Raw genomic sequence first — 13,996 nt, 5'->3', positions numbered from 1 at the left:
CGCCGGTTGCCCGGCGCCCCGACGGCTGAGGATAGCGATGATGAAGACATCACATGCCGTCTCTAAGTCGTGTTCAAGAGTCTTCAGTGCGCTAAGAAATCCTGCAAAATAACAAGACACCGTCACACGGTAGTATCAAAGGGGACACACCATGAACACAGTCGATACGTCCTGGATGCCTGCGGCCAACATGAAGCGCATTATTTGCCACTGGACCGCCGGTGCGCATAGGGCTTCACCATTGGAGAAAAAAAGCTACCATATCGTCATCGAAGGGGATGGCACCTTGGTACGGGGTCTTCATTCCATCAAAGACAATGAATCGACCCGGGACGGAAACTACGCGGCCCATACCTTAGGCTGCAACACGGGCTCCATCGGCATTTCCGTTTGCTGCATGGCTGGGGCGCAAGAACATCCTTTCGACCCGGGCAACTTCCCCATGACCGAGGTGCAATGGCGCAAGATGGCCGAAGTCGCCGCCGACTTGTGCAAGACCTACAACATCCCAGTGACGCCCACCACCGTGCTGGGCCATGGCGAGGTCCAGCGGAATTTGAATATCAAGCAGAAGGGCAAATGGGACCCCATGGTTTTGACATGGGAGTCTGAACTATCCCCTAGCCAGGTGGGGAACCGATTCCGCGAATTGGTCAAGGCCTTCATACAAGGCGCCGGCGAGGACGAAACCCAGGGTGCCAACGTCCAGGCGAGCATCAATGGCGCCCACTTGACCGGTTCACTGGTAGCCAACGAAGAGGCTTACCTGAAAGTTTCCTCCCTGACCGAGGGTTTGGGCTGGATGCTGCTCAATGCATCGGCGGATAGCATGGTTGTGCTCCCGGCAGGCAGGGAGGACGTGATTTACCTGACGCCAGAGTTCTTGGAACCAACGGTGTCAATACCCGGGGGAAGCGAGGAAGCCGAGATCGTCTCCCTGGTCCTGGAGAAGGGCTATGTCCTCGCTTCGCAGCTTGCGGAGGAATTGAATCTGCCCATAGCCTTCGACGGTAACGCGGATACTTTGGCGATAGGAGTCGCGGCGGCACCTGCGCCAGCGGCGGCAACCACCCGGATAGTCGTCAAGTCCGGCGACACCCTGTCTGCCATCGCCGCCCGTCACTTAGGCAGTGGGCGCCGATGGAAGGAGTTGCTGGATGTCGACGGCAATCCCTTCGACGACAAGAAGGCCCGCAAAATCAAGCCGGGCGACTTGGTCTTGGTACCCACAGCAGCGGCGCCGCCTACCGCCGGCCCGGCGGCCCGATCACCGGCGGAGCCGGCGGCAGCCCCGGCACCGGCGGAGCCAGCCCCCAAAGCCCCGCGCCCCGTATCAGGCTTTGATGTCGATAGCTTGATAGATGCCGCCAACCCCGCCTTACGCAAATTTGCCAAGGTTTCCATTCCCGTCATCGTCGCCGAGTGCGTGGCGAGCGGTGTCACCAACCCCGCCCAAGTCGCCTATGTGCTCGCCACATCCGAACATGAGTCCCTTGCCGGCAAATTCATGTCGGAGCTTTGGGGGCCTACGGCTGCTCAACGCAAGTATGAGGGCCGCAAGGACTTAGGCAATACGCAAAAGGGTGACGGTTTCCGCTTCCGGGGACGTGGCTATGTCCAAGTGACCGGACGGGCCAATTACGAAACCTGGGGGAAGCGCCTGCGCGAAGACATCGTCAACCACCCTGACCTCGTGTCCAGCCGCCCGGAGATTGCCGCAACGATCCTGGTCCAGGGCATGAAGGACGGGGCGTTTCGAGGCAAACACAAACTCGCGAATTACTTTGACGGAGTCACCAACGATTTCCGCAGCGCCCGCGAAATCATTAACGGCGACAAGGTGATCGTTGATCGGGGGCAAAGCTTGGATCGAGGAACCCGCATTGCCAATATGGCCCAACGCTATTTGGCCGCGATGTCATCTGATACCTGACTGCGTTTCGCAACACTTGGTAGGGCCTGCCGCTGCCGGTGCACCGGGTTTGGCGGAGCCTGGCGGCGGGTCGGCATCCGGCACGCGGCCGGGCTCCTCCTCGTCCTCGTCCATCAGGATCCGTCGGCCGTCGCCGTCCAGGTCGTCGAACTGGCCGCTGCGCGCGGCCCAGAACAGCACCGCGACCGCGGCCAGGCCGAGGATGATCATGCCGGGAATCAGGGCGTAGATGACTTCCATCTGGAACCTCCGTTTGGGATCGCAGCAGCTTCGGCGCGGCCGGTGAACAGGCGACGAATACGCGCCGAATTACCGATGACGGCGAGCGAACTCAGCGGCATGGCGATGGCGGCGATGAGTGGGGTGAGTACGGCAGCCATCGCCAGCGGGACCATGATCAGGTTATAGACGACGGAAATGCCGATGTTCTGGCGAATGGTTCGCAGTGTACGGCGGGAGAGCTCCGCGGCCTGCGCCACCCGCTCCAGGTCATTGGACATCAGCACGATGTCGGCACTGGCAATCGACACATCGGTGCCGCTGCCCATGGCGATGCCGACGTCCGCACGCACCAGGGCCGGGGCGTCGTTGACTCCGTCGCCGACCATGGCGACCCGCTGCCCGCACCGCTGGAGCTCCGCGATCACCTGGTCTTTGGCCTCCGGGCGGACGTCGGCAATCACCTGCACATCGCCCAGGTCGGCGGCAATACGCTCGGCCACCGCGCGGCGGTCGCCCGTCAACAGGGTCACGCGGATACCCTGTGCCCGCATCCGGCGCACGACCGCGGCCGCCTCCGGGCGCAGGCGGTCTTCGGTGGCTAGGACCAGGGGCGGATGACCCGCGACGACACAGTGGATCAGGCCGCCGTCCGGCTCACCGGGGGATGCTGCCGCAGCGCCGGCGGACGCCGCCGCTTCCACCCCATGGCGCTCTAGCCAATCGGCACTGCCGACCACCACCAGGGCACCGTCCACCTGGCCGCGGATACCCAGGCCGGGGACCACCTCCACCGACTCGACCCGGGCACCGAGGGTCGCGATTCCCAGTTGCTCGCACAGGGCCAGCACCGCCACAGCGGCGGGGTGTTCCGAGCGCCGCTCCAGGGCACCGACCCGGCGCAGTTGCTCGCGCTCCTGCGCGTCGAGTGCCGGCGGCGCTGACGTCACGGTCTGCCAGGGCGCCGCACCGCGACGCCACCCCGTCACCGCTGGCCGGCCGGTGGTGAGGGTGCCGGTCTTGTCGAAGACGACATGGTCGATGGACGACAGGCGTTCAAGCACGGCCCCATTCTTGATGAGGATACCGCGCGAGGCGCCGAGCCCGGCGGCGACCGCCACCGCCATCGGGGTCGCCATACCCAAGGCACAGGGACAGGTGACGATCAGCACCGCGGTGCCGGCCAGGATTGCGGTCTGCAGGTCCACCCCGACCCAGGCCACGAAGGTCAGGACGCCGAGCCCCAGGGTCAGCGCCACGAACCAGGGGACGATGCGGTCCGTCAGTCGCTGGATGGGGGCGCGGCTCGCCTGGGCGTCCTCGACCAGTCGGATGATCTGCCCCAGTGCAGTGTCGCGCAGGGTTGCCGTGGCGCGCACGGTGAGCACCCCGGCGCCGTTGATGGTCCCGGCGCAGACGCCCTCCCCCACCGCTTTGGGCACCGGCCGGGACTCGCCGCTCAGCATCGACTCGTCCACCTCGCTCACACCCTCCAGCACGGTGCCGTCCACCGGCACGCGCTCACCCGCGCGCACCAGGACCCGTTCGCCGGCGACGATCGAGCGGATCGCGACCACCGTCTGCGTGTCCTCCCGCAGCACAGTGGCAACCTTGGGCTGAAGGTCGAGCAGGCGCGCCGTCGCGGCGACCGCCTCGCGCCTGGACAGCCCCTCCAGGAAGCGCCCCAGCAGGATCACGAACAGGAAGTTGACCACCGTATCCCAGTAGACCTCCCCCGCCCGGGTCCCGCTGACCGTGACATAGAGCGAGTACAAGTAGGTGATGGATGCGCCGATGGCGATCGGCAGGTCCATGCTCAGATGCCCGCTGCGCAGCCCGTTCCAGGCGCCCTTATAGAAGGGATAGCCCGCGTAGATCAGGGTCGGAGTGGCCAGCAGGCAGCCGGTCCACTGAAAGAGGCCGAGAAACTCGCCCTGGTCGGCCCCGCTGTAGAGTGCAATGGACACCCACAGCAGGTTCATCATGGCAAACCCGGCCCAGGCCAGGCGGTAGAGCTGCGCGCGACCCGCCCGGCGCAGGGCGCCCTCGGCGGACTCCGGGTCGAAGGGGACAGCGGCATAGCCCAGATCGCCGAGGCGGCGCAAGATGCGCGAGAGCGGCAGCCGGGCGTTGTCCCAGCGCACCCGCAGCCGTCGCCCGGTCAGGTTGACCCGCGCCTCACCGACACCCGGCAGGGTCTTGAGCCCGGTCTCGATCAGCCAGACACAGGCGGCGCAGTGAATGCCCTCGACCAGCAGGTTGATCTCCCGCTCGGCAACCGTGGTATCGACGAACTCCTCCTGCACCGCGTCCAAGTCGTAGAGCGACAGGTCGCTGGGCAGTTCGGGTGGCGGCCCCAGCGGCTCACCCTCTTGGGTGCGGCGGTAGAAGCCCTCGAGACTGGCCGCGTGGATGGCCTCGCAGACTGCCCGGCAGCCGGTGCAGCAGAAGGCCCTTGGGCTCTCACGGATCACCGCCGCGACGTCAGACCCCAGGGGTAGCGGCAGGCCGCAGTGAAAACAGCCAGGCGCGGGCGCGAGCGCTGCTGAGGGCACTGGGACCGGGCACTCAGGGACGCGCGACGTCGATGCGCTCCCCGGTCGTCACCTCATCCTCGCCGTGGCGCACCGCGATCAGCGCGTCCCAGGCCCCGAACAGCGGGAAGGTCACCCGAGCCGAGTAGCGCCCTGGACTATCTGCCGTCATAGGCACGGCGAAATCCCGCGCCTTGTCAGATGACCGATAGGCGAAGAAGGTGACCTGATCCGGTGTCACCGGCACGCCGGCCTTGTCCACCAAGGTGACCAGGATGGTTGCGGGCACCGAGGCCTTAAGATCATCCGGGATATCGATGCGCTGGGTCCAACCCGGGTCCTTGGCCAGCCGTGAGGCCAAGGTCTTCTCGTAGTGCTGGCCGCGGTCATAATAATCGTCGGCGACCAGCCCCGGGTTGGTGGCGATGGCAAAATAGATGAAGGTCGCGTTGACCACCAGCACGGTCGCCACCAGGCCGATCCAGGCCAGCACCCAGGGGTTGCGCCAGGGCGAGTCGAGGGTGTCACAGGTGGTGGATGGTTGCATGGCAATTGATCTCTAAGCTAGTGGTGCGGGCCGACGAACACGCTGGTGCGCTCGGCCCGGATGACCTGACCATTGGGGCGAACCGTCTCCACGCCAAACCGGATCGGCTCCTGCTCCCGCGTCAGGCTCGCCCGCGGGACCTTGACGAAGACCTCGGCCGGGGTGACGCCGCCGGGGGCAACGGCGACCGGTGCGTCCGCCCCCACCAGGGTGAGACCCGCAGGGCCGCTGACGCTGATCCGCACCATCAGTGCCTCGGGCATCTTGTTCAGGAGTTTCAGGGTGTAGCGGTTCTGTATCGAGCCGTCTTTCAGGCTCACGAACAGGGGTGCCCGCTCGTGCAGGACCTTCAGATCCACGGCATCCAGAGTAGACAGACCGTAGACGATACCCGACAGCGCGGTCACCAGGATGCCGCCGTAGACCCACACCCGCGCACGCTTGAAGAGCGCCCGGGCGGGCTTGCCCTCGAGCTCGTCGAGCGAGGCGTAACGGATCAGACCCCGCGGACGCCCGACCTTGTCCATCACCGCGTCACAGGCGTCGATGCACAGGGCACAGGTGATACAACCCTCCTGCTGACCAAAACGGATATCGATGCCGGTGGGACAGACGGCGACGCACTGGCTGCACTCCACACAATCGCCGAGCGACAGCGGCGCGGCCGACCCCTTGTGCAGCCGGCCGCGGGGCTCCCCGCGCCGCTCGTCGTAGGTTGGCACTACGGTGGCCTTGTCGAGCATCACGCCCTGGATACGGGCATAGGGACAGAGCCAAAAGCACACCTGCTCGCGCAGGAAGCCCGCCAGTAGATAGGTGCCAACGGTAAAGAGCGCGACCGTGATATAGACCACCCGGTCCGCCTGCCCGGTAAAGAACTCCCGCCACAGATCCGCGGCGACCGTGAACCAGGAGACGAAACTGAAGCCGGTCGCGAAGCCGATGATGAGCCACAGCAGGTGCTTGGTCGCCCTGATGCGCAGCTTGCTGAACGTCAGTGGCGCCTGGTCGAGCTTGCGCCGCTGGGGCGGTGCACCCTCCAGTCGCTCCTCGATCCAGGTGAAGACGTCCGTCCAGACGGTCTGGAAGCAGAAAAATCCGCACCAGACCCGTCCCGCGAGTGCGGTGGCCACCGCGAGCAGAATCGCGAAAAAGAGCAGCACCAGCGACAGCATCCAGAAGTCCTGGGGCAGGACCGTCACGCCGAAGAGATGATATTGGCGATTCGGGATATCGAACAGGACCGCCTGACGGCCATCCCAGTGCAGATAGGGGCCCAAGAAAAAGACCACCCAGACCGAGGCGGTCATCCATTTGATGGTCCGCCAGCGACCGGCGAGTCGCTTGGCATGGATCGTCTCGCCGCCGGAATTCACATGCCAGTGGGCGGCTTCATCGTAGAGTGCGTCCACCGTCGTTGGTGCCGGACTCAATTTGCTCGTACTCACGAACCATCTCCAATCGAGGGGTCGACCATCCGTCACCGCCGCGCGGCCGGCCTTGGTCAAACCGAAAACCTACGCTCCAGAGCCCCCCTAAACAATGCGTTTTGGCAATTATAACTGATTGACTAGACTAAACTGACAGCAAGAAAAAAGGGGGATGCCGCAACTGCGGCAGCCCCCTCCCCGGGCGGATCATCGCCACGACCAAGCGATCGGTCCGCTCAGCGAACCCTACGGCTCGTCGTTCTTGTGTGCCTGCGCGTCGTGCTTGATCAAGGCGGCGACCTTGAAGGCCAGGAAGACGACAATGGCGACCGCGCCCAGGACCATCAGGATGGACATCCAGGCCACCGGGTCCCAGTTCATCAGGTTGGTCAGTACATTCAAGGCAATGCCCCCCTCGTTACAGTGTTCGGGCGGCGGGCGGCGCCAGGCACCGCCCGTCGGGACAGTCTTCGATGGCGGCCGCTACTGTCCGCCCCCGAGTTCGTGGACATAGACCACGAGTTTCTTGATGTCCTGCGGACTCAGTTTGGCCTGGTTACCATGGGTCGCATCCGGCCCGAACACCGGCATCACGGCAATCCGGGTCTGGGGGACCCCGGGTTGGTTGACCCCATAGGTGATGGTGTACTTGGCGCTCTCATAGCCACCCGGTTCGTAACGCCAAATCCCATCCGTGAGGTTGGCGGCACCGATGGTGACGAACTCACCATTGGGCAGGTCGACGAGGTGCCCGTTGGCCTTCTCACCATGACAGGCGATGCAGCCCTTGGTCTTGAACAGTGCCCAGCCCTCCTCGCTCCCCCCTTTGCCGAGTGTGTCATGCATCTGCACCACCCACTTGGCCAGTGTATCGATCTCGGATGCGGTCAGCACCTTCTCGTGTGCAGTCATCTGACCACCACGGCCCCCGGTGATGGTCTCCTGAATCTTGGCGGGGGTGCCGCCATAGAGCCAGTCGTCATCGGCGAGCACCGGGAAGCCGGGGTTACCGGCGCCCCCCGGTCCCATGACAGGCGCGGCAGTTGTCGCCGAACAGCACCTTGGCGGCGGCCAGGGTGTATTGCTTGAGACCGGGATCGGCAATGATCTCAGCGGGTGTCATCGCGGCGATCCTGTCCTCAAACTTGGCACGCTTGGCGGTCAGGACCGCGGCGTCCTCCTGGTACTCCCTGATCTGGCTCCAGCCCAATACGCCGGGTGTCGGCTGCTGACCGACCGGCCACATGGGATAGAGTATCCCATACCCGACCCAAAAGGCCAGTGAGGCCCAGAAGGCCAGCATCCACCAGCGGGGCGGCGGGTTTCGCAGTTCCCGCAGATTACCGTCCCAGACATGCCCGGTGTTATTCTCACCGGGGAAGGGATTATTTTCCGCCATCTTTGTCTCCGTTGAATTCGTTGTCGTCTTCGAACGGGATGTACTTGCGTGCTTCGAGTCGATCCCGGTTCTTGGGACGGAAGACCTGGAAGTACACCAGGACCATCAGGACGAAGATAACGACGGTCAGTATCGTACCGACCCAGTCGCTGACCGTCATCGCCGCCCAATCGGTATGGAAGTACTCGGCAAGGCTATTCACGGTAGGCCTTGGCGTCATCCAGCCGGGCCATGGTACCCAGTACCTGCAAATAGCTGACCAGGGCATCCAATTCAGTCTTGCCGTCGACCAACTGCGCCGCCGCCGCAATATCTGCATCCGCGTAGGGGACGCCGATGGCTCGCAGGCCCCGCATGTGCCGCTGCATCCTCGAGCCGGTCGGAAGCGACCACAGTGTCTTGCCGAACATCCTGATTGACCGATCCGGATCGACGGGGGTCTTGTCCAGCCACACATAGGCCGGCATCACCGATTCAGGCACCAGATTCTGCGGGCGGCGCAGGTGTTGGCGGTGCCAATCATCGGAATACTTACCGCCCACCCGGGCCAAGTCCGGACCGGTGCGCTTGGAACCCCATTGCATCGGATGATCGAAGATCGACTCGGCGGCCAACGAATAATGCCCGTAGCGCTCCTTCTCATCGCGGAATGGACGGATCATCTGTGAGTGACACAGATAGCAGCCCTCGCGTTCATAGATGTCGCGGCCGGCCAGTTCCAGAGCGGTATAGGGGCGCACCCCGTCGCCCGGCGCCCAGTTCCAGACCGGCTTGCCATCGGCGTCCACCGTCACGATCGGCTCGGTGCCGGCCTTGGCCCAGACAAGTTCGGGGAACCGATTGTTCTCCATGGTATTCTTCATGATGAAGAGCGGTACGATCTCCACCAGCCCGCCCACCGACAGGGCCAGGGCCAGGAAGAAGAGCAGGCCCCAGATGTTGATTTCCATCCATTCCTGGAAGCTCTTCGCTTTGACTTTTTGCTCAGCCATTTCGCTTAATCTCCGGTGGTGATCAGGCCGCGGCCGGCACGGTGCGTGCCGCCGCCAGGCTGCCCGCGCAGGCAGACTTGCGAACGGTCATCAGCACATTAAAGAGCATGACGATGGCGCCGACGAGGAAAATCGCACCGCCGACGGCCCGCATCGCATAGTAGGGGTGCATGGCATCCACCGACTCGACGAAGGTATAGGCCAGGGTCCCGTATTCGTCATAGGCACGCCACATCAGACCCTGCATGATCCCGGAGACCCACATGGCGGTGATATAGACGACAGTGCCGATGGTCGCGGTCCAGAAGTGGAAGTTCACCAGCCGCTCGGAAAACAGTTCGGTGTGGTAGAGGCGTGTCATCAGGTGGTAGATCGCGCCGATGGAGATCCCAGCCACCCAGCCCAGTGCCCCCGAATGGACATGGCCGATCGTCCAATCCGTATAGTGCGAAAGGGCATTGACGGTCTTGATCGCCATGACCGGACCTTCAAAGGTGGACATCGCGTAAAACGCCAGCGCCATGATGAGGAAGCGCAGGACATAGTCGGTCCGCAGCCGATCCCAGGCGCCCGACAGCGTCATCATGCCGTTGACCGCACCGCCCCATGAGGGGATGATCATGGCGATCGACACCGCCGCCCCCAGCGAGCCGGTCCAATCAGGCAACGCGGTGTATTGCAGGTGATGTGCGCCGAGCCAGACATAACCGAACATCAATGCCCAGAAATGGATGACGGAGAGGCGATAGGAATAGATCGGGCGCCCGGCCTGCTTGGGCACAAAATAGTACATGATGCCGAGGAAACCGGCGGTGAGATAAAAGCCCACCGCGTTGTGACCCCACCACCACTGAATCATGGCGTCCTGGACCCCGGCGAACAGTGAATAGGACTTGAACAGCCCCACGGGGATTGCCAGACTGTTGACCACGTGCAGGTAGACGATCATCACCATCATGCCGAGGAAGAACCAGTTCGACACATAGATGTGCGATGATTTGCGGGTGGCGATGGTCATGATGAAATTGAACGTGAAGGTGAGCCAGACGACGGCGATCAGGATATCGACCGGCCACTCCAGTTCAGCATATTCCTTGGCCTCGGTGAGTCCCAACGGCAGCGTGATCACCGCCAGCAGGATGACGGTATTCCACCCCCAGAAGACAAACCAGGCGAGTTTATCGCTCCACAGCCGTACGCCGCAGGTACGCTGCACCGTATAGAAGGCGGTGGCCATCAGGGTACAGCCGCCGAAGGCAAAGATCACCGCATTGGTGTGCAGCGGTCGCAGACGCCCGAACGAGATGTAGGGGCTATCGAAGTTGAGGAACGGCCACGCCAGCTCCGAGGCGATATAGACGCCGACCGACGCCCCCACCACCAGGTAGACGACCGCCATGATGGTGAACCAGCGTACAACGTCGAAGTTGTACTTCTGCTCCAATCCGGATTCCATAAGCCCTCCCGGGAGTTAGATGAGACAACAGCGGACACGGGGGCACTCCGGCCAACCTTGCCTCACGTCGATCCCTAAAGAGAGGCCGCGCGAGCAAGCGACGCGCCGCAGGATACCAACCGCACCGCGAAGACCGCTCCGGTGCGTCGGAAATCACCAGGACCAACAGAATTCTTCAGGATCAACAGGAGCATGAAGCGGTGGTGTTGCCACTGCCGATCCGGTCAATCCTGAGAAATTATATTAATCCTTTCTATTAATTCTCAGGCCACCCAGTCGAGTGGCGCACTCCGTGCTTTCTGCACGGTCGAGTCAGTGTGAGTCACTTGGTACAGAGGCCAACCGCTTAAGCAACACTCGCACCTTAAGGGCGGCAATGACACTGGAACGGAACTTGAAAGTCAAGATAAACGCTACCAAGGGAATTTGGCCGGGCGGCGGTGGGCGCGGTTGGCCGGCACTTAACCCGCCCGGCGTCGCCACCAAAAGAGTCGAAACCGCAGTCGGTTACCGGTCAGCGCCGCGCCGGCCCCATACCGCAAGATCGGCCAGTGGTGGGGCGGATAACGGACTCATTGGAAAAATGAATCGATTGAAAATCCTTCCTTTTCGAGCATATCGCGCAGACGCCGCAGGGCGTCCAGCTGGATCTGCCGCACCCGTTCGCGGGTCACACCCATCTCCAGCGCCACCCGTGCCAGGGTGGAATACTCGTGACCGTGGAGCCCGAAACGACGCTCGACCACCTCGCGCTGTTTCTCGTTGAGCTTGCCCAGCCAATGCGCGAGATTCGCCCGGAGGTCCTCGTCCTGGATTTCATCAGTGGGATCATCGACTGACGGGTCCTCGAGCAGGTCGACCAGTGGACGGTCCGCGTCCTTGCCGCAGGGCGTGTCCACCGACGTCGCCCGCTCGTTCAGCCCCAGCATGCGCTTAACCTCAACGAGCGGCTTGTCCAAGAGTATCGCGATGTCTTCGGTGGTCGGCTCGCGGTCGAGTTGCTGGGCGAGAACGCGTGCGGCCTTGAGATAGATATTGATCTCTTTGAGCACATGGATGGGCAGCCGAACGGTGCGGGTCTGGTTCATGATGGCCCGCTCGATCGTCTGGCGGATCCACCAGGTGGCGTAGGTGGAAAAGCGAAAGCCCCGCTCCGGGTCAAACTTCTCCACGGCGCGGATCAGCCCCAGATTACCCTCCTCAATGAGGTCCAGGAGCGGCAACCCGCGATTGAGATAGCGGCGCGCGATCTTCACCACCAGGCGAAGGTTGCAGACGATCATGCGCGCCCGCGCGGCGTTGTCGCCGCCGTGGGCAAGTCGGGAGAGCGAGACCTCCTCCGCCGCGGTCAGCAACCGCGACTCACCGATCTCGTTGAGGTAGAGACGGGTCGCATCGAGATCGCTGTCACCGGTGTCGAAACGTTCATTCGCCGAGTCCGCAGTCTCTCGTTCGCCCCCCTCGAGGGGAATCTGCACGCGCTCGATGACATCCGCATCCTCGATCCGTTCGATGCCCTCCTTGGGGTCCTCATCGCCGCTCAGGATCAACTCCTCAGTGTCCGGGTCGAGATCAATCTCGCGCTCGCCCTCGAGCTCGAGCTCGCCGATGTCCAGGTTCTCGGTGGTTGACATCCACATCTCCGTCAGTCCGCTCAGACGGTACTATTCGCGCGGGGGCAGGTACAGCAGCGGGTTGACCGCTGCGCCGTCGCGGCGCACCTCGAAGTGCAGCAGCGCCGTTCCATCCGGTCCCTGGCCGCATTCGGCCAAGACCTGGCCGCGTGTGACGCCATCCCCCTCCTTGACGAGTAGTCGCCGATTGAAGCCGTACGCGCTGAGATAGTCCTTGTTATGTTTCACGATGATAAGGTTGCCGTAACCCTTGAGTCCACTGCCGCTGTAAGCCACCTGGCCCGCGGCCGCCGAACGCACCGCCTCGCCCGGGCGACAACTGATCCGCAGCCCTTGGCGGGCCGGATCACCGGCGAGGAACCCCTGCTTGACGACGCCCACCAGCGGCCAAGCCCAGTCCACGGCGGCGGCACCGGCGCGGCGACTTGGGGTCGGCGCCGACTCGCGGGCCACCTCAACCTTGCGATCGGCGGCGCGCGCCGGCGCGTCAACCGCCGCCCCGGGCGTCGACCTGGCGGGCGGCACGCGCGGCGCTACGACCCGCAACAGCTTGCCACGGTAAAGCGCATAAGGGGGCTTGAGGTGGTTCCAAGCGATCAACTGTTGGACGCTGACGTGGCGGCGCTCGGCAATCGTACCCAGGCTATCACCCTCACGGACCCGGTAGTAGCCCTTGGGTATCTGGCGCTGGACCGGCGGGGCCGCCCGCGCGCCCTCCCAGCCCACCACCGGGGCGGGCCCGCTGCTGGTGCCGGCGCAACCACCCAGGATCAGCAGGCCGGCCAGGATACCGATCCGCAGCAGCGCCACCGGCCACCAGCGGCCCGGCGCACCGGCGTTGCGCCAATGCAGCGCAACGACGCACTGACGTGCCGGGTGCCTGGGTCGGTGAAGCCAGCGCATTGACGCTAAATCCGACCGTTGCCCATCAGGCGACACCCGCGAGTAATGGCACAAAACTCACCGGCTCCAGCACCTGCTGATCGAACCCTTCAGCGGTCCGGGTAACCCGCATCAGTACCTGCCTGACCCCATCGCCCATCGGCAACACCAGGCAGCCCGCTGGCGCCAGTTGCTCGGCCAGGGCGCGCGGCACCCCGCGCGGCGCGGCGGTGACCAGAATGCCGTCGTACGGGGCATAGTCGGGCCACCCCTGGAACCCATCGCCATAACGGCAACGTACGTTGCGCACCTTGAGCTGCCGCAGGCGTTGCTGGGCGTGCTCCTGGAGTGAGGCAATGCGCTCGATGCTGTAGACCCGTCGCACCAGGGCGGCCAGCACCGCCGTCTGGAAACCGGAGCCGGTCCCCACCTCCAGCACCGTATCGCAGGGTCCATGCTCCAGCAGTGTCTGGGTCATGCGCGCCACGATGTAGGGCTGGGAGATAGTCTGGCCGAGCCCGATGGGCAGGGGTGAATCCTCATAGGCGCGACTGGCCAGAGCCTCATCCACGAACAGGTGCCGCGGCAACTCACGCATGACCCGCAACACGTCTGGGTGGGTGATCCCGGCCTCAGTCAGGCGCGCGATCAGCCGCTCCCGGGTCCGCTGGGAGGTCATGCCGATCCCTAAACGACTCAAGTCGGACATCAGTCGCACGCCCGCAGCCAGGTCCCGAGCGCCGCCAAGGCGCCGTGACGGGTCAAATCGACCTGGAGCGGACTGATGGAGACATAGCCGGCGCCGGCGCCACCGGTGCCCACCGACGTGGTGATGGCCGTGATCGTCGCGGTTCCGTTCGGCCCGCTATTGTCATAGTCGCCGTCCAACGTGACGTTTCCGCCGTCGGACCAGTATTTCGTGCTGCCCGTATCCATCGTGCCGACTTCGAGCGTGCCATGGTGGGAGATG

General features: G+C 63.9%; 14 protein-coding genes and 1 pseudogene. 1 reads left to right on the top strand and 14 read right to left on the bottom strand.

What is annotated here, in order from left to right; translation table 11 throughout:
• Positions 1-151 precede the first annotated feature (151 nt).
• A complete protein-coding gene (locus QZY44_RS21330) occupies positions 152-1,933 on the top strand; it encodes an N-acetylmuramoyl-L-alanine amidase (protein ID WP_295451787.1) in 1,782 nt (593 codons plus the stop codon).
• Here QZY44_RS21330 and ccoS read toward each other — a convergent pair.
• From ccoS to QZY44_RS21265, 14 genes and pseudogenes are all read right to left on the bottom strand, one after another.
• Positions 1,919-2,173, bottom strand: a complete 255-nt coding sequence (gene ccoS / locus QZY44_RS21325; protein WP_295451782.1) for a cbb3-type cytochrome oxidase assembly protein CcoS — start codon at positions 2,171-2,173, stop codon at positions 1,919-1,921. The two genes, QZY44_RS21330 and ccoS, sit on opposite strands and share 15 nt — an antisense overlap.
• Entirely contained in the window at positions 2,152-4,707 is a 2,556-nt protein-coding gene (locus QZY44_RS21320) for a heavy metal translocating P-type ATPase (RefSeq protein ID WP_295451773.1), read from the bottom strand. The genes ccoS and QZY44_RS21320 overlap by 22 nt, the downstream gene beginning before the upstream one ends.
• 13 nt (positions 4,708-4,720) lie before the next feature.
• Positions 4,721-5,233: a FixH family protein gene (locus QZY44_RS21315; protein ID WP_295451767.1), complete on the bottom strand. Its 513-nt coding sequence runs from the start codon at positions 5,231-5,233 to the stop codon at positions 4,721-4,723.
• A 17-nt stretch (positions 5,234-5,250) separates the two neighbouring features.
• Positions 5,251-6,681: a cytochrome c oxidase accessory protein CcoG gene (gene ccoG / locus QZY44_RS21310; RefSeq protein ID WP_295451757.1), complete on the bottom strand. Its 1,431-nt coding sequence runs from the start codon at positions 6,679-6,681 to the stop codon at positions 5,251-5,253.
• 228 nt (positions 6,682-6,909) lie between these two features.
• Complete coding sequence (locus QZY44_RS21305) at positions 6,910-7,065, bottom strand: hypothetical protein (RefSeq protein ID WP_295451746.1); 156 nt, start codon at positions 7,063-7,065, stop codon at positions 6,910-6,912.
• A gap of 81 nt (positions 7,066-7,146) precedes the next feature.
• A complete protein-coding gene (locus QZY44_RS35920; RefSeq protein ID WP_365304998.1) occupies positions 7,147-7,692 on the bottom strand; it encodes a c-type cytochrome in 546 nt (181 codons plus the stop codon).
• The gene (locus tag QZY44_RS35915; RefSeq protein ID WP_365304996.1) at positions 7,670-8,062 is read right to left on the bottom strand and encodes a cbb3-type cytochrome c oxidase N-terminal domain-containing protein; all 393 of its coding nucleotides are present in this window, start codon (positions 8,060-8,062) and stop codon (positions 7,670-7,672) included. The genes QZY44_RS35920 and QZY44_RS35915 overlap by 23 nt, the downstream gene beginning before the upstream one ends.
• The gene (locus QZY44_RS21295) at positions 8,049-8,264 is read right to left on the bottom strand and encodes a cbb3-type cytochrome c oxidase subunit 3 (protein WP_295451741.1); all 216 of its coding nucleotides are present in this window, start codon (positions 8,262-8,264) and stop codon (positions 8,049-8,051) included. Before QZY44_RS21295 ends, QZY44_RS35915 begins: the two co-directional genes overlap by 14 nt.
• On the bottom strand, positions 8,257-9,054 hold the full coding sequence (ccoO, locus tag QZY44_RS21290; RefSeq protein WP_295451737.1) for a cytochrome-c oxidase, cbb3-type subunit II: 798 nt from the start codon (positions 9,052-9,054) through the stop codon (positions 8,257-8,259). Before ccoO ends, QZY44_RS21295 begins: the two co-directional genes overlap by 8 nt.
• Before the next feature lie 22 nt (positions 9,055-9,076).
• The gene (gene ccoN / locus QZY44_RS21285) at positions 9,077-10,510 is read right to left on the bottom strand and encodes a cytochrome-c oxidase, cbb3-type subunit I (protein WP_295451733.1); all 1,434 of its coding nucleotides are present in this window, start codon (positions 10,508-10,510) and stop codon (positions 9,077-9,079) included.
• 572 nt (positions 10,511-11,082) lie between these two features.
• A complete protein-coding gene (gene rpoS, locus QZY44_RS21280; protein ID WP_295451726.1) occupies positions 11,083-12,150 on the bottom strand; it encodes an RNA polymerase sigma factor RpoS in 1,068 nt (355 codons plus the stop codon).
• A 24-nt stretch (positions 12,151-12,174) separates the two neighbouring features.
• A complete protein-coding gene (locus tag QZY44_RS21275) occupies positions 12,175-13,047 on the bottom strand; it encodes a peptidoglycan DD-metalloendopeptidase family protein (RefSeq protein ID WP_295451722.1) in 873 nt (290 codons plus the stop codon).
• A 25-nt stretch (positions 13,048-13,072) separates the two neighbouring features.
• A complete protein-coding gene (locus tag QZY44_RS21270) occupies positions 13,073-13,735 on the bottom strand; it encodes a protein-L-isoaspartate(D-aspartate) O-methyltransferase (RefSeq protein ID WP_295451714.1) in 663 nt (220 codons plus the stop codon).
• Positions 13,735-13,996, bottom strand: a pseudogene (locus tag QZY44_RS21265) (hypothetical protein); the annotation flags it as partial. The pseudogene QZY44_RS21265 and the gene QZY44_RS21270, both read right to left, overlap by 1 nt.

Source organism: uncultured Thiodictyon sp., assembly GCA_903837595.1.
GTDB lineage: Bacteria > Pseudomonadota > Gammaproteobacteria > Chromatiales > Chromatiaceae > Thiodictyon.
This window is presented reverse-complemented; position numbering and strand designations above follow the sequence as displayed.